Source organism: Lentzea sp. NPDC004782 (assembly GCF_040609115.1).
Classification (GTDB): Bacteria; Actinomycetota; Actinomycetes; order Mycobacteriales; family Pseudonocardiaceae; genus Lentzea.
Map to the genome: position 1 here is coordinate 1 of NZ_JBEXJN010000060.1, position 20,212 is coordinate 20,212.

A 20,212-nucleotide genomic window follows, 5' to 3' on the forward strand; every position below is an offset into this window, starting at 1 on the left:
ACCCAAACCCAAGACACACAACAAGAAACGGGCCGCCGCTGACGCGGCGACCCGCCCCAAGGAACTCACCCCTGGTTAAAACACCAGGTCCACCTCAGGTGGACGAAAGCGCCGTTCATCACTTGCGGGGTGGGGTGGTGGTGCCGCGCACGATGAGCTGGGTTTCGGCCACGATCTGCGGAACTTCCGTGTTGTCCGAGTCGAGCCAGTCGAGCAGCAGGTTCACCGCCGTGCGTCCCGCCTGCGCCACCGGCATCGACACCGTGGTCAGCGCGGGCGAGCACAGTGCCGCGTACGTCAGGTCGTCGAACCCGGTCACCGACACGTCACCGGGCACCGAGATCCCGCGGTCCCGCAGCCGCGCCAGCACGCCGAGCGCCATGATGTCGTTGTAGGCCACGATCGCGGTCGTGTCGGCCGCCACGGCCAGATCAGCGGCCTGCAAACCGCCTTCGTAGCGCGGCGCGAACGGTCCGAGGTCCACCAGGTCCACGCCGTGCTGCGTGACGGCCGACATGAGCCCGCGGCGACGCTCCTGGTTGGACCACGACGTGCGCGGCCCGTTCAGGTAGGCGATCCGCCGGTGTCCCAACGCGACGAGGTGGTCGATGACGGCGTGCATGCCACCCGCCGAGTCCATCAACGCGGCGGGCACGCCCGGCAGCCGCCGGTTCAGCAGCACCAGCGACGTCGCGCCCGCCACCTCGTAGATCTGCGAGTCCTCCAAGCCGGGCGCGCACAGCACGACGCCGTCGACCTGCTTGGCCATCGCGTGCACGAGTTTCGCCTCGGTGACCGGGTCCTCGTCGCTGTCCGCCACGAACACCGCGTAGTCGGCCTGCATCGCCCGCGCCTGCACGGCCTTGAGCACGCCCGTGAAGAACGGGTTGTCGAGGTCGGGCACGACGATGCCGATGTTGCCGGTCTTGCCCGTGATCAGCCCCCGAGCCGCCCGGTTGGGCTGGTAGCCGAGGTCCGAGGCGGCAGCCAGCACCCGTGATCTGGTCTCCGGGCGGACCAGCTCGGGCGATGTCAGCGCACGCGAAACGGTGGCGACCGATACGTGCGCTCTGCGTGCCACGTCGCGGATGGTGACTGCCACTTGTACCTCACCCTCAACTGCCGGTTGAAACAATCATGACGGGTCAGGCGTCAGGACGGTTCTTTGAGTCGGGTAACGAGCTGGGTCGGGTTCACGAACCTGAGCGCGATCACCAGCAGCACCAACATCGACCCCGTGTAGATCACCGCCATCGAGTCGACCATCTGTTGTGGCCGGATGCCCGCCGACGACATGGCCTCGTACAGCGAAACGACGAGCGTCTGGCTGGTCGGTCCGGCCGTGAGGAACGTCAGCTCGAACATGCCGACCGTCCGCACGAGCACGAGGATCGACGCCGCCAGGATGCCCGGCACCAGCAGCGGCGCCAGCACGCGGGTGAAGATCGCGAACGTGCCGGCCCCGCACATCCGCGCCGCCGACTCGATCTTCGTGTCGATCTGCTCGATGAACGGCGTCATCGTCAGCACCACGAACGGCACCGCCGGCACGAGGTTCGCCGCGATCACGCCCGCCATGCTGCCCGCCAGGTGGAACTTGTAGAGCACCGTCGCGAGCGGGATGCCGTACGTCATGGGCGGCATCAGGATCGGCAGCAGGAACAGCACGTTGAGCAGCTTCTTGCCGGGGAAGTCGCGCCGCGCCAGGGCGTAGGCCGTCGGGACTCCGATGAGGACGGAGATGGCGACGACGGCGATCGCGACCTGGAACGTCACCGCCAGCACGTCCAGCAGCCGGTAGTCGCGCCACGCCTCGCCGTACCACTTGCCCGTGTAGCCGTTCGGCAGCCAGGTGCCGAACCAGGACTCGGCGAACGAGTTCGTGACGACGGCACCCACCACGCCGACCAGGTTGAGCATGAAGAAGCCGAGAGCGCCCCAGGTCAGCCACACCACTGGACGTGCTTTCATCCTTTGCCTCCCGTCGCGCCGCGGTAGAGCGTCGTGCGCCAGATCAGCACCACGCCGATCACGACCAGCATCACCAGCGCCATCAGCATCGCGATCGCCGAGCCCATCGCGAAGTCGTTGTCCCGCAACGCCGTCTCGTACGCGGCGATCGACATCACGTGCGTCTCACCGGCCGGGTTGCCGACCATGACCGCGGAAGGGAACACCGAGAACGCGAGCACGAAGCTCAAACAGAACGTGACCGCGAGGCCCGGTGCCAGCAGCGGCATGGTGATCGTCCGGAACCGCTGCCGCCTCGACGCGCCCAGGGTCGCCGCCGCCTGCTCCAGCGTCGGGTCGATGCCGGACAGGTACGACAGCGTCAGCAGGAACGCGAACGGGAAGCCGGTGATGATCAGGCTGAACAGCACGCCCCAGTAGTTGTGGGTGAGCTTCGCCGGTTCGTCCGCGCCCAGTGCCAGCAGGACGCGGTTGAACCACCCCGTCGGGCCGAAGAACGCGAGGAGCCCTTCCGCGGTCAGCACGGTGCCGAGCGTGATCGGGACGACCAGCAACGTGGTGAGCGCTCTCTTGCCGCGGAACCGGCCGCGCATCCGGAACGCGATCGGGATGGACGCGAGCACGTTGAACAGCGCCGCGGGCAGCCCGAGCCGCAGCGTGATCCAGACCGTCTCGGCCAGGTAGTCGTCGGAGAAGAACGTGACGTAGTTCTGCAACGGGCTGCCGCCGCCCTTGGGCTGGAACGACAGCTGCAGCCCGTACAGGAACGGGTAGACGAACAGCAGCACCACGAACACCGCGCCCGGCACCAGCAGCCACAGGACGCGGTCCACGCCCTTCTCGGCCAGCCGGTGCCGCAGCGACGCCCGTTCCACAACAGCGGCCGTCATGCGAACACCAGCACGCGCTCGGTCGGCACCTTCAACCTGATGACGTCGCCGGGGGCCAGTCGTGAGGTGGTGCGGACGTGCAGCTGCGAGCCGTCCCGCAGCCGTGCCTCGACCGCCTGCTCACGGCCGTGGTACTCGACGATCTCGACCGTCGCCTCGAGCGTGTTCTGCCCGGCCTCGGTGACCACCGCGAAGTCCTCGGGGCGGACGGCCGCGACGGCCTTCTCGGTGAGCTCTTCCCGTTTGACGCCAACGAGTTCGATGCCGTCGGCGGTCCGGACCGTGGCCCGTTCGCCGCCCTGCGAGGTCACGGTCACCGGGATCATGTTGCGGTAGCCCATGAATCCCGCCACGTACCGGTTGACCGGATGTGCGTAGACCTCCTCCGGCGAGCCGACCTGCTGCACCTCGCCCAGCCGCAGCACCACGAGGCGGTCGGCCAGAGCGAGCGCCTCCTCCTGGTCGTGCGTGACGTAGACGGTCGTGAGGCCCAGTGACTGGTGCAGCCGGCGGATCTCCGTGCGCATCTCCAGTCGCAGCGCGGCGTCCAGGTTGGACAGCGGCTCGTCCATCAGCACCAGCGGTGGCTCGAGGACGACCGCGCGCGCGATCGCCACGCGTTGCTGCTGACCGCCGGAGAGCTGAGCGGGGAACTTGTGCTGGTGCTCCTCGAGCTGGACGAGCCGCACCGCCTCGTCCACCCGCCGGTTCAGCTCGGCCTTGGGGGTCTTGCGCATGGACAGGCCGAACCCGATGTTGCGCCGCACGGACATGTGCGGGAACAGCGCGTAGTTCTGGAACACCATCCCGAACCCGCGCTTCTCCGGCGGCAGGTCGTCGATGCGCCTGCCGTCCAACCTGATCCGCCCGCCGGTCAACGGCAGCAGTCCCGCGAGACAGTTGAGCGCCGTCGACTTCCCGCAGCCGGACGGCCCGAGCAGCGCGACGAACTCACCGCCCTTGATCGTCAGATCCATGCCCTTCAGGGCAACGGTGTCGCCGAACGCCCGTTGCACGTGGTCCAGGTGCAGCTCGGCAAATCGCTGTCCCGTCACTACTTCTTACCGATCTCTCGGTCCCACCGCTGGAACGCCTTCACCTGCTGCGCGGCCGGCAGCGACGTCTCCTTCGGGTTGTCGGCGATGAGCTTGTCGTACTCGGCACGGCCGAACTTCGCGATCGCGTCCTGCGACTCCTGCGGCGCCATCTGCAGCGTCACGTCCTTGACCGCGGGACCGGGGTAGAAGTAGCCCTTGTCGTAGGCCTTGGCCTGCTGCTTGGGGTCCAGCATGAACTTGATCAGCGCCAGGTCAGCCGACAGCACGTCCTGCGACACGCCCTTCGGCACGACCGCGTAGTGCGCGTCGGTGACCCAGTGGAAGCCCTTGAACGTCGAGATCTTCATGCCCTCCGGCACCGAGCCGAGCACGCGCGGGTTGATGTCCCAGCCGGTGGTCGACGCGACCACCCACGACGTGCCGTTCGCCAGGTTCTTCATGACGTCGGTCGTGCCGCCGGGGTAGTTGTCGACGTACTGGCCCAGGTCCTTCAGGTACGCCCAGGTCTTGTCCCAGCCGTTCTCCGGGTCCTTGGGGTCCTTGTCGCCCAGCAGGTACGGCAGTCCCATGAGGAACGTCCTGCCGGGGCCGGAGTTCGCGGGCCGCGCGTACTGGAACTTGCCGGGATGCGCCTTGGCCCACTCCAGCAGTTCGGCGGGAGACGTCGGTGCGGTGGGCACCTTGGCCGGGTCGTACTCGAGCAGCGGACCGGCGGGGTAGTAGGTGACGGCGACGCCCTGGCCCTGCGCGAGCTTCTGCATCTCCCACGCGGGTGGCAGGTAGGTCTTCTCCAGGTCCGGCAGCTTCGCCGAATATCCGGGGAGCAGTTCGTAGACGAGCTTCTGCTCGATGACCGACGACAGGCCGTCGGTGCCGGTGAGCACGAGGTGGGTCTGGGAGGTGCCGGAGTTCTGCTCGGCCTTGAGCTTGCCCGGCATGTCCGGCGCGGTCGCCTTGGTGTAGTTGACCTTGCTGACGTAGTCGGGGTGCGACTTCGCGAACTCGTCGATCATCCCCTGGGTGAGCTGCAGGTTGCCGGCCACGTCGAGGACGTTCAGCTCGACCGGTTTCGACGGCTTGTCCGGGACCGTGCTCGGCGCGGTGTTCTGCGCCTGCGGGGTCTCCGGTGCACCACACGCCGTGACCACCAACAGGGTGGGGATGACGAGCTGTAACTTCCTTGTCCAGCGCATCTCGTGGCTCCCTAACTGACTCTGGACCTGGCGCTCGAAAACGTTTACGGTTTTTCTGTAACACTCGTACACCCGCCGCCGGTCCGAACGCAATGCCGCCGCACAACCCATTCCCGACGAAAGTGGGAGGCTCCTGTGGCACCCCGTTCACGGCGGTTGCCGATCGCTCGATCCGGCATCCTGGCCACCGCGCTCGCGGTGGCGGTGACCTCGCTCGTCTCCGCAGCGCCTTCGGCGTCAGCTGCGGACGTCTTGCTGTCCCAAGGAAAACCGGCGACCGAGTCGGCGTCCGGCGGTGCGAACTACGCGCCGAAGAACGCCTTCGACGGCGACTCCGGCACGCGCTGGGCCAGCAAGTCGAACACCGATCCGGCCTGGATCCGCGTCGATCTCGGCGCGTCCGCGACGATCAGCCGGGTGCGGCTGCAGTGGGACCTCTCGTGCGCCAAGGCGTATCGGGTCGAGACCTCGGAGAACGACTCGAGCTGGACGTCGATCTACAGCACCACCGACGGCAAGGGGGGCGTGGAGGACCTGACGGTCACCGGCAAGGGCCGCTACGTCCGCATGTACGGCACGACCCGTTGCCGCACCGGCACGTCCTACGGCTATTCCTTGCAGGAGTTCCAGGTCTTCGGCAACAGCGGCCCGGTCGACACCGAGCCGCCGACTCCGCCCGCGGACCTCGTCGCGTCCGACGTCAAGCCGGACTCCGCGAAGCTCACGTGGAAGGCCTCGACGGACAACGTCGGCATCGCCTCGTACGAGATCTACAACCTCGGCCAGTTCGTGAAGTCCGTGCCGGGCAACACGTTGACGACGGTCATGACCGGCCTCAAGCCGAACACCTCGTACGGTTTCTACGTCAACGCGAAGGACCCGGCGGGCAACATCTCGCAGGCGTCCAACACCGCGGAGTTCAAGACCCCGCCCGCCCAGGACGACCCGATCCCGCCGACCGCGCCGAAGAACCTGCGCTCCACCGGCGTCACGGCGAACTCCGTGTCGCTCGCATGGGACCCGGCGACCGACAACATCGGCGTGACCCGCTACGAGATCTACGCCGGTGGCACCAAGGTCGGTGACGCGACCGGCACGAGCGCCACGATCGAGGGCCGCACCGCGAACACCGAGTACACCTTCACCGTCAAGGCCTTCGACGCCGTCGGCAACGCGAGCCCCGCCTCCAACCCGGTGACCGTGAAGACGCGGTCCGGTGGTGACCAGGTCGGTGCCGTCACGCAGATCGCGACCGACAACGACATCCCGTGGGGTCTCGCGTTCCTGCCCAACGGCGACGGCATCTACTCCCGCCGCGACGCGCAGGACATCATCAGGGTCACGCCGTCCGGCCAGAAGACCACGCTGGGCAAGGTCCCGAACGTCTCCGGCACCAACGGCGAGGGCGGCCTGCTGGGCATCGAACTGTCGCCGACGTTCAACAGCGACCACTTCGTGTACATCTACCACACGTCCTCCAGCGACAACCGCGTCGTGCGGATGACGTTGGACGGCAACACCTTGGGCGAGTACAAGGTGCTGCTGACCGGAATCCCGCGCAACAAGTTCCACAACGGCGGCCGCCTGCGCTTCGGCCCGGACGGCAAGCTCTACGCGTCGACCGGTGACGGCCAGAACGGCGACAACGCGCAGAACAAGCAGTCGTTGGGCGGCAAGGTCCTCCGCCTCAACCCGGACGGCTCGGCCCCGGCCGACAACCCGTTCGTCTCCGAGGGCGGCAACGCGCGCTACGTGTGGTCCTACGGTCACCGCAACGTGCAGGGCCTCGCGTTCGACTCGAAGAACCGCCTGTGGGAGGCCGAGCTCGGCAACTCCAACATGGACGAGGTCAACCTGATCCAGAAGGGCGGCAACTACGGCTGGCCCAAGTGCGAGGGCACCGCCGGTTCGTGCTCGGGCTTCATCGCGCCGAAGAAGACCTTCCCGGTCGGCGCCGCGTCGCCGTCGGGTCTCGCGATCGTGAACGACGTGCTGTTCCTCGCCGCCCTGCGCGGCGAACGGCTGTACCGCATGACCATGAACGGCGACAGCATCGGCAGCACCACGTCGTACTTCCAGGGCACCTACGGCCGGCTGCGGACGCCGGAACCGGCCCCGGACGGCTCGCTGTGGGTCACGACGTCCAACGGTGACAAGGACTCCACGCCGGGCAACAGCTCCACCAAGATCCTCAAGGTGGCGCTGAACTGAACAGGTAGCCGGAAGTCGTGTTCGCGACTCGCCGTCCGGTGAGGTGGATGAAGGGCTCCTTCCTCCACCTGGTGTGGATGAAGGAGCCCTTCATCCACGTAATGGCGGCGGCAGGCGGGGTTGCGGACAAGACCTCTGCTGGAAGCGGCCCGGTGCGGCCCGACATGCGGCGGCGCGAGGCTGGGCCGCACCGGTACCGAAAGGGAAGGCCCTCGGACGCGGAGTCCGGGGGCCTTTCCGCGTCAGCGGCGCAGACCGTTCAGCAGCAGCTCGATCAACCGCCGCGGGTTGTAGCGCGAGTTGTCGTCGCGCCCGATGCACAGGTTGCCGATACCGCGCATCAGCTCGTACGGCTGGATGTCATCCCGGATCTCCCCGGCCTCCGCCGCGGCCGCCAGCAACGACCCGCACACCGGCCCCAGCCGGTCGAGGAAGTACACGTGCAACGCCTCGAACCCGCTGTTGTCGGACTGCAGGGCGTGGGCCAGCCCGTGCTTGGTCACCAGGAAGTCGACGAACATGTCGACCCACGCGCGCAACGCCGCGAATGGTGAGTCCGAAGTGGACAGCAACGAAGGTCCCGCGAGAGCGCACGCTTCGACCTGGTGCCGGTAGACGGCGACCACGAGGTCCGCGCGGGTGGGGAAGTGGCGGTAGATCGTTCCCATGCCGACGCCCGCCTCGGCCGCGATCTCCCTGATCGGCGCGTCGACGCCGGACCTCACGAACACCTCGGCGGCGGCCGCGAGCAGCGTTTGCTCGTTGCGGACGGCGTCGGCTCGCTTGCGTGGTGGCACGCGCACTCCCTTCCGGCACGGTTGACAAAGCGGAACAGCGCTCCGTATCGTTCCGGAACGTCGCTCCACTTACGGCGACAGACTACTCGAAGGGGAACCGATGACCGTCTTCACGGTGAGTCCTGTCGTGCTCGAAATCCCCGGCAGGCCCGTTGACCTGCAGTTGAAGGTCAGCGCGCCGACCGAGGGGGGCGGACTGCCGATCATCCTGCTCTCCCACGGGCAGGGGTACTCGAACCACCTGTCCTCGCTGAACGGCTACGCGCCGCTCGCCAACCACTGGGCCGAGCAGGGCTTCGCCGTCCTGCAGCCGACCCACCTCAGCTCCCGCACGCTGAGCCTGCCGAACGCCCCCGGCGCGCCGATGTTCTGGCGGGAACGCGCCGAGGACATGTCGCACGTCATCGACCGGCTCGACGAGATCGAGAAGGCCGTGCCACAGCTGCAGAACCGCTTGGACCACACCAAGATCGCGGTCGCGGGCCACTCGATGGGCGGCCACACCGCGAGCCTGCTGCTGGGCATGAGGTCGGAAGGCGTCAGCCTGAAGGACGAGAGGATCAAGGCGGGCGTGCTGCTCGGCTCCACCGGCGGCGGCGAAGGCCTCACCGACGTCGTCAAGCAGAACTACCCGTTCATGCTGACCTCGGACTTCAGCGACATGACGACGCCCGCGCTCGTGGTCGCCGGCGACCAGGACGCGTCGGAGCACCTCACGACCACCGGCCCGGAGTGGCACATGGACCCGTACCACCTGTCGCCCGGCCGGAAGGACCTGCTGGTTCTCGAAGGCGGTGAGCACGGCCTCGGCGGCGTCTCCGGGTACGACGTCGCCGAGACCACGGACGAGAGCCCGGAACGGGTCGCGACCGTGCAGCGGCTCACCACGGCCTACCTGCGCAGTCAGCTGTTCGGGACGGACGACTGGCAGCGAGAGGCGTCAGTGGGCGTTGGGTTCCGGGTTGCGTCCCGGTCGTGACAGGAACTCGAAGTCGCAGCCTTCGTCGGCCTGCGTGATGTGCTCGTAGTACAAGGCGCCGTACCCGCGTTCGAACTTGGGCGGCGGCGCGACCCACGCGGCCCGGCGCCGCGCCATCTCCTCGTCGGAGATCTCCACGCGCAGCACCCGCGCCTCGACGTCCAACGTGACGAGGTCGCCGTCCTGCACGAGGGCCAGCGGCCCGCCGACGTGCGCCTCCGGTGCCACGTGCAGAACGCAGGCACCGTAAGAAGTTCCGCTCATCCGCGCGTCCGACACGCGCACCATGTCCCGGACACCCTCGCGTAGCAGCTTGTCCGGAATCGGCAGCATCCCGTACTCCGGCATGCCGGGCCCGCCCTTGGGGCCGCCACCGGCCAGCACGATCACCGAGTCCTTCGTGACCTCCAGCGACGGCGAGTTGATCCGTGCCTGCAGATCTTGGTAGCCGTGGAAGACCACGGCGGGCCCGGTGTGCTTCCACAGCGCGGGATCAGCCGCCACGTACTTGATCACCGCGCCGTTCGGTGCCAGGTTGCCGCGCAGCACGGCCAGTCCGCCCTCGGGCGAGATCGGGTCGTCCAGCGGCCGGATCACCGCTGGGTCGTACACCTCGGCGCCGTCGAGGTCCTCGCCGAACGTCCGTCCCGTCACCGTGATCCGCTTGAGGTGCAACGAGTCCCGCAACCGCGACAGCAGCCCGCGCAGCCCGCCGGCGTAGTAGAAGTCCTCCATGAGGTGCGAACCCGCGGGCTGAACCGAGGCCAGCACGGGGACTTCGCGCGACAACCGGTCGAAGTCGTCCAGCGACAACGGGATCTGCGACCGCCCGGCCATCGCGATCAGGTGGATGTACGAGTTCGTCGAGCCGCCCAGCGCCAGCACGGTCCGGATCGCGTCCTCGTACGCCTCGGGCGACAGCACGTCGTTGATCGTCAGGCCCTCGCGCACCATCTCCACGACCCGCATGCCGGAGGCCGCGGCCATCCGGTAGTGGGCCGAGTCCACGGCCGGAACCGAGGACGCGCCCGGCAAAGTCAGTCCCAGCGCCTCGGCCGCCGCGGTCATCGTCGACGCCGTGCCCATCGTCATGCACGTGCCGGGCGAGCGGGCCAGCCCGGACTGGATCTCCGCCCAGTCGGACGACGAGATCGTGCCCGCGCGCTTCTCGTCCCAGAACCGCCACATGTCGGTGCCGGACGCGAGCTTCTCGCCACGCCAGTTGCCGCGCAGCATCGGCCCCGCCGGCACGAAAACCGCGGGCAGACCGGCGGAAGCGGCGCCCATCAGCAACGCGGGTGTGGTCTTGTCGCAGCCGCCCATGAGCACGCAGCCGTCGACGGGGTAGGAGCGGAGGACTTCCTCGGTCTCCATCGACAGCATGTTCCGGTACAGCATGGGCGTCGGCTTCTGGTACGTCTCCGACAGCGTGGAAACCGGGAACTCCAGCGGATATCCGCCCGCCTCCCACACGCCGCGCTCGACCTGCTTGGCCCGCTCGCGCAGGTGCATGTGGCACGGGTTGATGCCGCTCCACGTGTTCAGGATGGCGATGACCGGCTTGCCGAGGTGCTCGGACGGGTTCAGGCCGAGCTGACGCATGCGGGCGTTGTGGGAAAAGGCCCGCAACCCCTCACCTTCGAACCACTCCGCGCTGCGCAACTTCACAGCAGGCTCCACGAGTTCAGCAGCACACCGACGGCGGAACGGTCAGCCTCCGACAAAACGCTCGCCGGTGGTCGCACATCTCGACGGCACAACCCCAGCTGTGCCAACGCTTCCTTCACCACGGACACGTTGTTCGCGGACTCGTTCGCGGCCCGCAGCTCCTCGAACTTCCTGATGAACTCCCAGAACTCCATCGCCGCGCCGAACTCACCGGCCTTCAGGGTGTTGAACATCTGCACCGACAGCTGTGGCGCCACGTTCGCGAGCCCCGAGGTGAACCCCGTTGCCCCGACCGCGAAGTAGCCCGGCGCCGACAGCTCGGCCAGCCCCGCGACCCACGTCAGCCGGTCCAGCCCGGCGTCCCGCGCCACCGACGCGAACCGCACCGGGTCCGGCACCGCGTACTTCACGCCGACGACGTTCGGGCAGGCGTCCGCGAGCTGAGCGATCTGCGCGCCACCGATGCGCGGGTTGCGCACGTACAGGATCACGCTCAGCTCGGGTACAGCGGACGCGATCGCCCGGTGGTAGTCGACCCACCCGTCCAGTGACACGTACGGGTGCACCGGCTGGTGGACCATGACGCCCTGCGCGCCCGCCCGGTCGGCGAACCGCGCGGCGGTGACGGCGGTGGCGAGGTCGTGCCCGACCCCGGCGATGATCGCGGCACGGTCGCCGGCGGTGTCGACGGTGATCTGCAGAGCGCGCTCGGTCTCCGCCGGCGACAACGTGTAGAACTCGCTGGTGTTGCCGTTGGGCGTGACGACGGAGACGCCGCCCTCGACCATCCGGTCCACGATCGCGGCGTAGTTCTTCTCGTCGATCGCGCCGTCGGAGTCGAACGGCGTGACGGTGATCGCCACGACGGACTTCAGCGGCTCGGTGAGGTCATCGAACGCCATCGGGAAGCTCCTCAACTACTCGGTCGGCGAACGTCTGGATGTGGCGGCGGAGCAGTTCGAAGGCGAGGTCGCCCTGGCCGGCGAGGGCCGCGGCGAGGATCTCGCGGTGTTCGGCGGCCTCGTCGTCCCAGGTCGGGCAGATGCCCCAACCGGCGACGGTGATCAGCGCGGCCTGGTCGCGCAGGCCGTCCAGGATCTCGATCATCAACGGGTTGCCGCACCCGGCGTAGAGCGCGCGGTGGAAGCGGCGGTTGGCGAGCGATCGGCGGGCCAGATCGGAGACGTCCTCCAACGCCAGCGCGGCGTCCTCGAACGAGGCCCCCAGCAGGATGGAGCGCCGCAGGGCCTCGGGTTCCAGCAGCATGCGGACGTCGTAGACAGAGCCGGCCATCGACGCGTCGACCGTGCGGACAGACGCCCCCTTGTACGGGCTCATCACGACGAGCCCCGACCCGGCGAGCGTCTTGAGCGCCTCGCGCACCGGCGTCTTGGAGACGTTCAGCGCGGCCGCGAGATCTGTTTCCACGAGCGCCTGACCGGGCTTCAGCTTTCCGTTGAGAATCGCTTCTTTGATCGATTCCAGAACGAAGTCCGTCCGCGACGCCGGAGGTGCTTCCACCCGGTCATACATCATATACGAGACCCTAGGAGCTGCTGGAGGCCCAGGTCAACGTCCGTGTGTCCCCGTTGAACCAACTTCCTCGCACGCTCGTTCTGAAGGTGTCGGTCACCGCAGCTGCGCGGGACTGGAAGAAGGAGAAATGGGTGAGTCGTTCCGCGTAACCGTGTCCATTACCGCGTCCGCCGGCGCATGGCACCGAACGTCCTGGGCACCAACGAGTTGAACGAGATCGACACATGCTGATGGAAGAACTGCCACCGGAGGCCGCGCTGAACGGACCTCCGCGCGACGCGGACCACCTGCTCCAGCGCACGCTGGGGACGGTCCGCGAGGAAAGACATCAGGCCGTGCGACGCCGAGGGCGCATCACGGCCCTGACGGCGACCTTCGTGGTCGCCGGCGTGCTCGCCGGCGGCGTCTGGATGGGTCAGGGCATGGGCGTCGGCGGCATCGACACCGCGGGCGAGATCTTGCAGGGGACCTCGTCGGACGGCACCCACCTGGCCGTGAAGGTCACCGACACCGAGAGCGGCCTCAGGCTGGTCGCCACCGTCGACGGGGTGCAGGACGGGGAAGCCTGCTGGCTGATCGTGCACACGAAGGACGGGCGCACCTTCACCGCGGGCTCCTGGAGGGCGCACAGAGGTGAGGTGACGCTGGCCGGGTCCGCGATGGTGCGGGCGGCGGACGTGGCCGGGGTCAGCGTCATGAACCACGCGCACCAGCCGCTGGTGACCGCCTCCTAGCTGTCGATGAACGGCGCATTTGTCCACCTCACGTGGACAAATGCGCCGTTCATCATGAAGTCGCGAACACCTGTGAGTCGTCGGCGAACGCCTGGACCTCGATGGCGTTCCCCGACGGGTCGCGGAAGAACATCGTCCACTGCTCACCCGGCTCGCCGGGAAACCGCCGGTGGGGCGCGATCACGAACTCCGTGCCCGCCGCCTGCAGCTTGTCCGCGAGCAGCAGGAACGCCTCGACCGACAGCAGCACGCCGAAGTGCGGCACCGGGACACCCTGCCCGTCGACCTGGTGGTGCGCGGCCGCCGGGCGCGGACCGTCGACCAGGTGTGTCACGAACTGGTGGCCGTAGAGGTTCCAGTCGATCCACCTCTCGCCCGAGCGGCCTTCCGGGCAGCCGAGCACGCCTCCGTAGAACGCGCGAGCCTCGGCGAGATCCGTGACCGGCACCGCGAGGTGGAAGCGGGGGATGGTCTGAGTCATATGACGTCCTTCGTTTCGACGGACGAGTTTGACCTTCCCTTTTCACCAATGTCAACATTCGGACATGTCGAGCTTCTCAATTGGTCCGGTCTCCCGCAAAGGGGTCGCGGGGGAGGCCGCTGACCGGATCCGGGAGGCGATTCTCAGCGGTGAGCTGGCCGGCGGAACGGCGCTCAAGGAGGTCGAGCTCGCCGCCCAGCTCGGGGTCAGCCGCGGTTCGGTGCGCGAAGGGCTCGTGGTGCTGGAAGGCGAGGGGCTCGTCGTCTCGCAGTGGCACCGTGGCACGTGGGTGCGCGCGCTGGACCGTGAGGACATCGACGAGCTGTACACGTTGAGGGCCGCGTTGGACGTTCTCGCGATGAGAACGGCGACTGCGAAGAACGCCCCACTGGACAGCCTGAACGCCGTCGTCGAAGAGATGCGATACGCGCGCACGGACGCCGAACGGGTGACGTTGGATCTGAAGTTCCACGACGCCGTGTACGCGGCGGCGGGGCACCGGCGGCTGATGGAGGCCTGGCAGGCGATTCGCAGCCAGGTGCACCTGTTCCTGCTCGCGCGGATCGTCGGCGACGCCACCTATCGAGACCTGGTCGTGCCCGAGCACGCGCACCTCGCGGCGATCATCGGCGTTGGTGATGTCGAGCAGGCAGCCCTCGCGGCAGAAGAACACCTGCGCGGGTCCTACGCGAAACTCGTGGAGCAGCGGTGAACCTCCGAAGTGAGACAGCGGCCTGTCGTCCCGATGCCGCGCTTGGCAAGCTGTAGTCGTGGCCCGGACCAGACCGATGACCGTCGCAGTCGCGGCGGTCGCGGTGCTCGTGCTGGTGGCGTCCGCGGTCCTGCTGTGCGGCCGGTCGAGCGCGGACCAGTACGTGAGCGAGCTCGACCAGGTGATCAACGAGCCGCGGACGCCGAGTGTGGTCGTCCAGTGCGGTACCAACGAAGAGCGCCACCTCAACGCGGACAACCCCGTTGTGTCGCCGGGCATCCCGTTCGGTGCCCACCACACGCACGAGTACGTCGGCAACAGGTCAGCCGATGCGATGTCGACGAACGCCTCTCTCGCGGCCGCCACCAGCACGTGCGAGGAGGGCGACCTCTCCACGTACTACTGGCCGGTGCTGCGCCTGACCGACGGCACGGGCCCGGACGCGCACGCCCAGGGCGGCGGGCTGCACGGCAACACCGGTGAGGTGCTCAAGCCGTCGAGCGTGGAGATCCGCTACGAGGGCAGCCCGGTGAGCGACGTGCTGCCGATGCCGCGGTTTCTGCGCATGATCACCGGCGACCCGATGGCGTTCACCAACAACTACGGCCCGAACGTCCGGGCCCACTGGGGCTGCGCCGACCGGCCCGGCCGGTACACCGCCAGGTACCCGTTGTGCGGCAACGCGACCACGCTGCGCACCTTCTACTTCGCCAGCTGCTGGGACGGCAACAACACCGACAGCGCGTCGCACCGCACGCACGTGGCGTTCCCGCTGGTGGGCGGCGCGTGCCCGCCCAGGACGTTCCCGATCCCGCGGCTGCGCGTCACCGTCGGGTACGACGTTCCGGCGGGCCGCCCGTTCGCGATCGACAGCTTTCCCGAGGAGCTGCGCGACCCGGCCACCGACCACGCGATGTTCATCAACGTGATGCCGGAGGCGCAGATGAGTGAGCTGGTCGGCCACCTCAACGGCGCCCGCTGACATCCGCCACAATTTCCTCGTCGAAATCTCGTTGAACCGAAGCCCGTCTCCGCTCGTGTGTCGGCTGAGGTCTTGGACAGAACGCCCGCACGAGGTGTTCGCGGGCGGGGAGGAGTGGGTGGATGGCGGCTTTGTTCTCCCGCAAACGGGAGACCGCGGCCGACGAGGCGCTGATCCGATCGCTCTACGAGGAGCACGGTCGGGCTCTGCTGGCGTACGCGACGCGGTTGACCGGCGATCGGGCGGCTGCCGAGGACGTGGTCCAGGAGACCCTCGTCCGAGCGTGGCGCCATCCCGACGCCCTCGTGAACGGCAAGGGATCGGTGCGCGGCTGGTTGCTGACCGTGGCGCGCAACATCGTCACCGACCGGGTGCGGGCCAAGGCGGCGCGCCCGCAGGAGGTGGCCGAATCTCCGGCGACGCCACCGATCGAGCGCGACCACGCGGACCAGGTCGTCGACTCGGTCGTGGTGCTGGAAGCACTGGACAGGTTGTCGTCCGACCACCGCGACGTGCTGATGGAGATCTACTTCCGCGGCCGCAGCGTGACGGAGGCGGCGGAAGCGCTCGGGGTACCACCGGGCACAGTGAAATCAAGATCGTATTACGCGTTGCGAGCCCTGAGGGAGACGTTCGTCGGTCAACAGGTCGCACTGAAGGGGGTGGCCGGATGACCACGCAGCACGACCCGCAGCTGCTCGGTGCCTACGTTCTCGGAGCACTGGACGAGCAGGAGGTGCGCGAGATGGACGAGCACTTGGCGTCCTGCCCTGACTGCACGCGTGAGCTCGAGGACCTCCGTGCGATGGAGGCCTACCTCGGCGAGGTGCCGCCGGAGGCCATGCTCGACGGGCCGCCCGAGGGCGGCGATCTGCTTCTGCAGCGCACGCTTCGCCAGGTGCGCGCGGAACGAGGCGGCGTCGCACGACGTCGCCAGTTCGCGTTGGGCGCCGCGGCGGCCGTCGTGGCCGCTCTGGTGCTGGGTGCCGGTGTCTTCGTCGGCAAGGTCACCTCGCCCGGTGGCACCGTGGCCGCGCCCACGGAGACCGTGGCACCGGACCCGGCGGGCACGAAGCTCGCCACGGCCACCGACCCGGTGACCAAGGCGTCGATGACGGTGAAGGTCATCCCCGCCGCCGGCTGGGTGCGCACGAGCATCGCGGTGAACGGCATCCCCGAAGGCGAGAAGTGCCGGATCTTCGTGGTGGCCAAGGACGGCACGCGTCAGGAGGCCGGTTCCTGGGTGGTGTCCAAGAAGGGCGCGACCCAGGGCGCGAGCCTGGACGGGGCCGCGCTCGTCGCTCCCAACGACGTCAAGTCGGTGCTGGTCGAGAACTTCGCGGGCAAGAAGTTCGTCGAGGTGCCGGTCGAAGCCTGACCGAGGGGAAACGGGGTCGTCCATTTCGGACGGCCCCGTTATCTTTGTCCGATGGCTGGAGTTTTCGTGATCGACCGTGAAGACGGCCCGTGGGGTTACGAGGGTGAGATGTGGGACCCGCGGCGTGCCGTCTTCTTCTGGGCTGTCCAGGCCATCGCCGAACGCGTGCGGAACGAGGAGCTCGCCGGGCAGCTGCATGAGCTCCTGGATGGCGGCTACGCCTGGCTCGCGCTGACCTACTACACGCCGGAGCAGGCCGCCGAGATCGTGCGCGTGATCCGCGAGGAGCTCCGGCCTGCCGTGGAGGCGGATTTTCCACCCGGTGGCCCGTACGGCGCCGGGTTGCGGGAGAACGTCGACGATCTGGTGGCCATCACCGACCGCTGGCTGTCCGGCAGCCTCGTGTCCGCGAGGGTCGTCCTCGACCGGCCGGAGAGCAGGCGGGATGGCGTCCTGCAATGGGACGCCACCGCCGCCGACGTGGACTGGGTGCGCGGTGTTCTCTCCCGCCACGTCGCTTCCCCCGAGCTCTCCGCCAAGCTCGCCGCGCACGAGCTGAAGGCTCCGGACTGGTTGTCCTTCAAGGACTTCAGCGATGACGAGGTGGCCGAGATGCTCGCGGTGATCCGCGATCAGCTGCCGGTCGTCGAACGCGAGTCCGCACGGGAGCTGGTCACCTTGACCGCCACGTGGGAGCCCGGTCTCACGGCTTGAGCACGACTTTCCCGATCGCGGCGCGGGATTCCAGCGCTTCATGGGCCTGTGCTGCGTCCTTCAGCGCGAACGGAGGGTTGACCAGCGGCACGAACCGGCCGCCGGCCAGTCCTGCCATCGACTCCTCTTCCAGGGCGCGCAGCCCGCGCCGCATCAGCCCAGGCCCGAGCGCGACGGTCACGGTTAGGCTGTTGGCGAACAACGCCGCCGTGCTGATCGGCGTCATCTCGCCGGACGCCCAGCCGTAGATGATCTGGCGCCCGCCGACCCCGAGCGTCTTCAGCGCGGCCGCGCCGACCGAGCCGCCGACGCCGTCGAGCACGACCGTCATGTCCTTGAGCCCGTCCGCCCAGTCCGGCCGGGTGTAGTCGATGGCGGCGTCGGCGCCGTTGTCCATCACGTGGTCGAGCTTCCCGCCACTGGCCAGCCCGATCACCTGCGCGCCGACGTTGCGCGCCTCCTGCACGAACAAGGCGCCCATGCCGCCGGCCGCCGACGTCACCAGCACGACGTCGTCCTTCGTGAGCTTGGCGGCGTCGAGCACCCCGACGACCGTGCGCCCGGTGCCGATCATCGCCACCGCCGCCTCGAACGACACGTCGTCCGGAAGTGCGTGCAGCGACTCGGTCTTCGCGACCGCCAGCTCAGCGTAGCCGCCGTTGGCCTGGCCGAGGTGCGCGGTGACGCGGCGGCCGAGCCAGTCGGGCGCGACGCCGTCGCCCAGCGCCGTGACGACACCGGCGACCTCGCGGCCCGGCGTCATCGGGAACTCGACGGGACCGAACCCGCCCTTGCGGATCGTGGTGTCGACGAGGTGGACGCCCGCCGCGGCGACGGTGATGCGGACCTGGCCGGGGGCGGGCTCCGGATCGGGAACCTCTTCGAGGAGCAGGTTCTCCGCCGGGCCGAACTCGTACTGCCGAATCGCGAACATGCCGCGACGCTATGAGCTCGACCTAACTGGAGGTCAACGGCCGGATTTCACGGGTGCGGCCGCCCGCAGCGCGTGACCCGTGTGCAACTGCGCGGGCAATCACTTTTCGGATGGGCGGAATCCGGAACTCGGAGGTACCTTGCTCGTGTTACCTGGGGAGGCGTGTGCCCGGCACGAACCCATTCGCGTAGAAGGGATCCGAATGCCGGCGATCGAGTTTCCGCTGCGGCTGCCGCGGCGGTTCGAGCTGTGGTCCTACCAGGTGTCGCACGGGGTGTTGCTGCTGCGCAGCGCACCGCGGGCGGACCAGCCGACCCGGATCGACGTCCAGTTCCGCTTCACCAGCGACCTGAAGCTGCCGGCGGTGCTGAACGACCTGGTGATCGATCTGGCCGGCGACCGCTACACCCTGGTGGCCGCGGACTACCCGGACGGGTACGTCGTCGCGGAGAACCTGCAGGTCGCGGAAGACGACCTGGAGGCCCACCAGCCGTCGGTGTTCGAGGACGAGCGGCTGGTCCCGCACCGGAGCAGTCATCTGCATCACTTCCGCGACTGACCGTGGTTTCGGCCGCACCGTCACCGAATGGGTGCCGCACCGCTCCGGCCGGATTACGGAGAACGCGCCTTTCTGCACCATCTGAATCCCTGGACATGACCGCGCCCGCTCGGCGGTCCGGCTGGAGACCGTGCCCGGCCGGACCGGCGTCACGAACCTGACAGGAGTTCAAGTGTCCGATTTTCCCTTGCGACTGCCGCGGCAGTTCTTCCTGCGGATGTTCGAGCCGAAGACGAACACGCTGTCCTTCCGCGCGGAGAAGGGGCCGGAGGCGAGCACGCACATCGACCTGATGTTCGGCGGTGTCAGGGAGATGAAGGTCCAGCCGGACCTGCACGACGTCACCGTCGACCTGATCGACGGCGGATACTCGTTGTCCACCCCCGAGTTCCCGGACGGGTACGTCCTCGCCGAGAAGTTCCACTACGCGGAGGACGACGTGGACGACTGGGACACGTTCGACGCCCTGCGCATCGAGGAGCACGACATCAAGCGGGTCTACCACTTCCGCTCGCCGCCGTCCCCGATGCCCTAGCCGGACCGCCACCGGCGGCTTTGTGTTCAGATGAAATGGGTTGAACTTCCCGTACCGTGACCGGGGATCGGGTGACGAGATCAGGTACGACGACGGCGCGCGATGGACGATCATCCGCAACGCCGATCACCGGCGCGAACGCTTCCTCCTGCACCAGCTCGTCCCTGCCGAACATCGTGATCGTCAAGTGCTGACCATCCACTTCGGACAGCGAGGGTTGTTCCGCGTCACGGGACGACCCTCGCGCTTAGGATCAAGCCATGTCCAATGACTTCACCGTCGACCGCGCCGGAACCTGGTACGGCCCGTCGTGGAACGCCTCCTCCGGCGTCTTCTCCTGGGTTCTCGAGCGGATCGCCGCCCACACCCAGGACTCGACGGTCGCGGCGGCGATGCGGAAGCACCTCGCCGACCACGACGCGATGTTCTTCCTCACCTGGTACTCCGAGCAGCAGGCGGCGGAGATCGTGCGGGTGATCCTCGGCCCGTTGCGCGAGGACCTGTCCGGCGAGACCGAGAGCGTGCGCGCCCAGGTGTCGGAGCTGGTCGCGATGGCGGAGGGCTGGGCGGAGGCGGCCGACGTCTTCCCCGTCAGCCTGCCGTGGCAGTTCACGCGTCAGGAAACCGGTGACGTGGTCCGGTACCACACCGGTGACCGGCCCCTCGACATCGTCTTCGACGGTGTGCGCGGCGCCGAGCTCCCGGAGGAGCTCTGCCATCCGCGGATCAGCGTGAGCGACGAGGGCTACGCGGTGAGCGCGGTCGGGTTCGACGCGGTGGTGCCCGCCGGAGGGCTGCGCCTGCTGGGTGATCCGTACAACGGACCGCTGGAGCACCGCCGCCTGCCAACGGCGTGACAGGTATCCTCACGGCACACGGC

Annotated in this window: 22 protein-coding genes; 11 read left to right on the top strand and 11 right to left on the bottom strand. The window is 68.3% G+C overall.

Annotated elements, in window-relative coordinates:
* Nucleotides 1-118: 118 nt before the first annotated feature.
* The 5 genes from ABZV40_RS37640 to ABZV40_RS37660 all read right to left on the bottom strand — a co-directional run bounded on the left by ABZV40_RS37640 (nucleotide 119) and on the right by ABZV40_RS37660 (nucleotide 5,112).
* Nucleotides 119-1,081, bottom strand: a complete 963-nt coding sequence (locus ABZV40_RS37640) for a LacI family DNA-binding transcriptional regulator (RefSeq protein WP_355453115.1) — start codon at nucleotides 1,079-1,081, stop codon at nucleotides 119-121.
* A gap of 71 nt (nucleotides 1,082-1,152) precedes the next feature.
* Nucleotides 1,153-1,971 (bottom strand): ABC transporter permease, encoded by an 819-nt coding sequence (locus tag ABZV40_RS37645; protein WP_355453118.1) that lies wholly within the window; start codon nucleotides 1,969-1,971, stop codon nucleotides 1,153-1,155.
* Nucleotides 1,968-2,861 carry a sugar ABC transporter permease gene (locus ABZV40_RS37650; protein WP_355453121.1) on the bottom strand — a complete coding sequence of 298 codons (894 nt, stop codon included), beginning with the start codon at nucleotides 2,859-2,861 and terminating at the stop codon, nucleotides 1,968-1,970. Before ABZV40_RS37650 ends, ABZV40_RS37645 begins: the two co-directional genes overlap by 4 nt.
* Nucleotides 2,858-3,916: an ABC transporter ATP-binding protein gene (locus ABZV40_RS37655; RefSeq protein ID WP_355453124.1), complete on the bottom strand. Its 1,059-nt coding sequence runs from the start codon at nucleotides 3,914-3,916 to the stop codon at nucleotides 2,858-2,860. The genes ABZV40_RS37650 and ABZV40_RS37655 overlap by 4 nt, the downstream gene beginning before the upstream one ends.
* Nucleotides 3,916-5,112, bottom strand: a complete 1,197-nt coding sequence (locus ABZV40_RS37660) for an extracellular solute-binding protein (protein ID WP_355453127.1) — start codon at nucleotides 5,110-5,112, stop codon at nucleotides 3,916-3,918. Before ABZV40_RS37660 ends, ABZV40_RS37655 begins: the two co-directional genes overlap by 1 nt.
* Before the next feature lie 135 nt (nucleotides 5,113-5,247).
* Between ABZV40_RS37660 and ABZV40_RS37665 the strand changes: the two genes are divergently transcribed.
* Nucleotides 5,248-7,323, top strand: coding sequence for a PQQ-dependent sugar dehydrogenase (locus tag ABZV40_RS37665; protein ID WP_355453130.1), 2,076 nt, complete (start codon nucleotides 5,248-5,250; stop codon nucleotides 7,321-7,323).
* A gap of 242 nt (nucleotides 7,324-7,565) precedes the next feature.
* Here the strand turns inward: ABZV40_RS37665 and ABZV40_RS37670 are convergent, their stop codons facing one another.
* Entirely contained in the window at nucleotides 7,566-8,120 is a 555-nt protein-coding gene (locus tag ABZV40_RS37670) for a helix-turn-helix domain-containing protein (RefSeq protein ID WP_355453133.1), read from the bottom strand.
* Between the two features lie 100 nt (nucleotides 8,121-8,220).
* On the opposite strand from ABZV40_RS37670, the gene ABZV40_RS37675 reads away from it, so the two are divergent.
* Nucleotides 8,221-9,099 (top strand): alpha/beta fold hydrolase, encoded by an 879-nt coding sequence (locus tag ABZV40_RS37675; RefSeq protein ID WP_355453136.1) that lies wholly within the window; start codon nucleotides 8,221-8,223, stop codon nucleotides 9,097-9,099.
* On the opposite strand, the gene araD is transcribed toward ABZV40_RS37675, so the two are convergent.
* Genes araD through ABZV40_RS37690 form a run of 3 tightly spaced genes read right to left on the bottom strand, consistent with a single transcriptional unit; the run spans nucleotide 9,061 to nucleotide 12,303 of the window.
* On the bottom strand, nucleotides 9,061-10,779 hold the full coding sequence (gene araD / locus ABZV40_RS37680) for an L-arabinonate dehydratase (protein WP_355453139.1): 1,719 nt from the start codon (nucleotides 10,777-10,779) through the stop codon (nucleotides 9,061-9,063). The two genes, ABZV40_RS37675 and araD, sit on opposite strands and share 39 nt — an antisense overlap.
* A complete protein-coding gene (locus tag ABZV40_RS37685) occupies nucleotides 10,764-11,669 on the bottom strand; it encodes a dihydrodipicolinate synthase family protein (protein WP_355453142.1) in 906 nt (301 codons plus the stop codon). Before ABZV40_RS37685 ends, araD begins: the two co-directional genes overlap by 16 nt.
* A complete protein-coding gene (locus ABZV40_RS37690; RefSeq protein WP_355453145.1) occupies nucleotides 11,656-12,303 on the bottom strand; it encodes a GntR family transcriptional regulator in 648 nt (215 codons plus the stop codon). The genes ABZV40_RS37685 and ABZV40_RS37690 overlap by 14 nt, the downstream gene beginning before the upstream one ends.
* Nucleotides 12,304-12,527: 224 nt before the next feature.
* Here ABZV40_RS37690 and ABZV40_RS37695 point away from each other — a divergent pair, with 224 nt between their 5' ends.
* Nucleotides 12,528-13,037: a hypothetical protein gene (locus tag ABZV40_RS37695; protein ID WP_355453148.1), complete on the top strand. Its 510-nt coding sequence runs from the start codon at nucleotides 12,528-12,530 to the stop codon at nucleotides 13,035-13,037.
* Nucleotides 13,038-13,089: 52 nt separating this feature from the next.
* Here the strand turns inward: ABZV40_RS37695 and ABZV40_RS37700 are convergent, their stop codons facing one another.
* Entirely contained in the window at nucleotides 13,090-13,518 is a 429-nt protein-coding gene (locus ABZV40_RS37700) for a VOC family protein (RefSeq protein WP_355453151.1), read from the bottom strand.
* A 64-nt stretch (nucleotides 13,519-13,582) separates the two neighbouring features.
* On the opposite strand from ABZV40_RS37700, the gene ABZV40_RS37705 reads away from it, so the two are divergent.
* From ABZV40_RS37705 to ABZV40_RS37725, 5 genes are all read left to right on the top strand, one after another.
* Complete coding sequence (locus tag ABZV40_RS37705) at nucleotides 13,583-14,230, top strand: GntR family transcriptional regulator (protein WP_355453154.1); 648 nt, start codon at nucleotides 13,583-13,585, stop codon at nucleotides 14,228-14,230.
* A gap of 76 nt (nucleotides 14,231-14,306) precedes the next feature.
* Entirely contained in the window at nucleotides 14,307-15,212 is a 906-nt protein-coding gene (locus ABZV40_RS37710) for a DUF1996 domain-containing protein (RefSeq protein ID WP_355453157.1), read from the top strand.
* A gap of 122 nt (nucleotides 15,213-15,334) precedes the next feature.
* A complete protein-coding gene (locus ABZV40_RS37715) occupies nucleotides 15,335-15,886 on the top strand; it encodes a sigma-70 family RNA polymerase sigma factor (RefSeq protein WP_109637237.1) in 552 nt (183 codons plus the stop codon).
* Complete coding sequence (locus ABZV40_RS37720) at nucleotides 15,883-16,590, top strand: zf-HC2 domain-containing protein (protein ID WP_355453161.1); 708 nt, start codon at nucleotides 15,883-15,885, stop codon at nucleotides 16,588-16,590. The genes ABZV40_RS37715 and ABZV40_RS37720 overlap by 4 nt, the downstream gene beginning before the upstream one ends.
* A gap of 51 nt (nucleotides 16,591-16,641) precedes the next feature.
* The gene (locus tag ABZV40_RS37725) at nucleotides 16,642-17,304 is read left to right on the top strand and encodes a hypothetical protein (protein ID WP_355453164.1); all 663 of its coding nucleotides are present in this window, start codon (nucleotides 16,642-16,644) and stop codon (nucleotides 17,302-17,304) included.
* Here the strand turns inward: ABZV40_RS37725 and ABZV40_RS37730 are convergent.
* Entirely contained in the window at nucleotides 17,294-18,238 is a 945-nt protein-coding gene (locus ABZV40_RS37730; RefSeq protein WP_355453167.1) for a zinc-binding dehydrogenase, read from the bottom strand. The genes ABZV40_RS37725 and ABZV40_RS37730 overlap by 11 nt on opposite strands.
* Nucleotides 18,239-18,440: 202 nt before the next feature.
* Between ABZV40_RS37730 and ABZV40_RS37735 the strand changes: the two genes are divergently transcribed.
* The 3 genes from ABZV40_RS37735 (at nucleotide 18,441) to ABZV40_RS37745 (ending at nucleotide 20,189) form a co-directional block, all read left to right on the top strand.
* The gene (locus ABZV40_RS37735) at nucleotides 18,441-18,797 is read left to right on the top strand and encodes a hypothetical protein (protein WP_355453170.1); all 357 of its coding nucleotides are present in this window, start codon (nucleotides 18,441-18,443) and stop codon (nucleotides 18,795-18,797) included.
* A gap of 172 nt (nucleotides 18,798-18,969) precedes the next feature.
* Nucleotides 18,970-19,332: a hypothetical protein gene (locus ABZV40_RS37740; protein ID WP_355453172.1), complete on the top strand. Its 363-nt coding sequence runs from the start codon at nucleotides 18,970-18,972 to the stop codon at nucleotides 19,330-19,332.
* Nucleotides 19,333-19,592: 260 nt separating this feature from the next.
* A complete protein-coding gene (locus ABZV40_RS37745) occupies nucleotides 19,593-20,189 on the top strand; it encodes a hypothetical protein (RefSeq protein WP_355453175.1) in 597 nt (198 codons plus the stop codon).
* The last annotated feature ends 23 nt before the right edge of the window (nucleotides 20,190-20,212 follow it).

Excerpts from the sequence above, each read along its gene's own strand:
- ABZV40_RS37700 (WP_355453151.1), bottom strand. The coding sequence starts at position 13,518 with ATGACTCAGACCATCCCCCGCTTCCACCTCGCGGTGCCGGTCACGGAT.
- ABZV40_RS37705 (WP_355453154.1), top strand. The coding sequence starts at position 13,583 with ATGTCGAGCTTCTCAATTGGTCCGGTCTCCCGCAAAGGGGTCGCGGGG.
- ABZV40_RS37685 (WP_355453142.1), bottom strand. The coding sequence starts at position 11,669 with ATGGCGTTCGATGACCTCACCGAGCCGCTGAAGTCCGTCGTGGCGATC.
- ABZV40_RS37695 (WP_355453148.1), top strand. The coding sequence starts at position 12,528 with ATGCTGATGGAAGAACTGCCACCGGAGGCCGCGCTGAACGGACCTCCG.
- ABZV40_RS37690 (WP_355453145.1), bottom strand. The coding sequence starts at position 12,303 with ATGATGTATGACCGGGTGGAAGCACCTCCGGCGTCGCGGACGGACTTC.
- ABZV40_RS37745 (WP_355453175.1), top strand. The coding sequence starts at position 19,593 with ATGTCCAATGACTTCACCGTCGACCGCGCCGGAACCTGGTACGGCCCG.
- ABZV40_RS37650 (WP_355453121.1), bottom strand. The coding sequence starts at position 2,861 with ATGACGGCCGCTGTTGTGGAACGGGCGTCGCTGCGGCACCGGCTGGCC.
- ABZV40_RS37720 (WP_355453161.1), top strand. The coding sequence starts at position 15,883 with ATGACCACGCAGCACGACCCGCAGCTGCTCGGTGCCTACGTTCTCGGA.
- ABZV40_RS37715 (WP_109637237.1), top strand. The coding sequence starts at position 15,335 with ATGGCGGCTTTGTTCTCCCGCAAACGGGAGACCGCGGCCGACGAGGCG.
- ABZV40_RS37645 (WP_355453118.1), bottom strand. The coding sequence starts at position 1,971 with ATGAAAGCACGTCCAGTGGTGTGGCTGACCTGGGGCGCTCTCGGCTTC.
- ABZV40_RS37710 (WP_355453157.1), top strand. The coding sequence starts at position 14,307 with ATGACCGTCGCAGTCGCGGCGGTCGCGGTGCTCGTGCTGGTGGCGTCC.
- ABZV40_RS37730 (WP_355453167.1), bottom strand. The coding sequence starts at position 18,238 with ATGTTCGCGATTCGGCAGTACGAGTTCGGCCCGGCGGAGAACCTGCTC.
- ABZV40_RS37725 (WP_355453164.1), top strand. The coding sequence starts at position 16,642 with ATGGCTGGAGTTTTCGTGATCGACCGTGAAGACGGCCCGTGGGGTTAC.
- ABZV40_RS37675 (WP_355453136.1), top strand. The coding sequence starts at position 8,221 with ATGACCGTCTTCACGGTGAGTCCTGTCGTGCTCGAAATCCCCGGCAGG.
- ABZV40_RS37660 (WP_355453127.1), bottom strand. The coding sequence starts at position 5,112 with ATGCGCTGGACAAGGAAGTTACAGCTCGTCATCCCCACCCTGTTGGTG.
- ABZV40_RS37735 (WP_355453170.1), top strand. The coding sequence starts at position 18,441 with ATGCCGGCGATCGAGTTTCCGCTGCGGCTGCCGCGGCGGTTCGAGCTG.